The organism is Flavobacterium sp. RSB2_4_14, from assembly GCF_051547085.1.
In the GTDB taxonomy this organism is placed as follows: Bacteria; Bacteroidota; Bacteroidia; order Flavobacteriales; family Flavobacteriaceae; genus Flavobacterium.
Map to the genome: position 1 here is coordinate 1 of NZ_JBPTTL010000026.1, position 621 is coordinate 621.

General features: G+C 44.8%; 1 protein-coding gene. It reads right to left on the reverse strand.

Annotated features, from left to right (window positions below; genetic code table 11):
- The coding region (locus ACSVH2_RS14100) for a hypothetical protein (RefSeq protein ID WP_438093817.1) at positions 1–621 on the reverse strand (621 nt) is incomplete at both ends.

Below are 621 nucleotides of genomic sequence, written 5' to 3' on the forward strand. Positions count from 1 at the left end.
CGGTGTGATGGTATTGCTACTGTTTTCTACTTTCACCCAAATCTGATCAGTGTCTGGTGTGGTGATATAGGCTTGAGCTTGGGCTAATGGTATGGCATTAGTGCCGGCTATAGCATCGGCTTGGGTATGGTAGTAGCTAATGAGGAAGATGGCTGGGTTTTGTCCGTTTAGGATGGCGGTGTTGTATTGGGTTAAATCCAATTGGTACACGCCGTCATATGGATCAAGGTAATCGTCACAACTGGCAAAGGTTTGTGGTCCTGTCGCTTGTGCATACTCTTCTACGGCTAAGGTCAATATACCTGTGGCATTCACACATCCTGTAGCATTGTTCACTACTCTGATGTAGATGTTTTGTGTGTTGGGTGTGGTATTTTGGTAACTTGCTGGCAGTGGGGTTTGTCCGGTATTGGTTACTGGGTTAGCACCTTGTGCGGTAGCATAATAGGTAATGGTAAAGTTGGATGGACTTTGGATAGTGCCTAAAATAGCGGTCGCCAATTGTGGATTGGTCATATCAAAAATGGCAATACCATCGGCATCATTATCACATACTCTATACGGTGCTAGTGGTTGGATAACCGTTGGTAATGGATTTACGGTTAGCGGTTGTTCTACTAT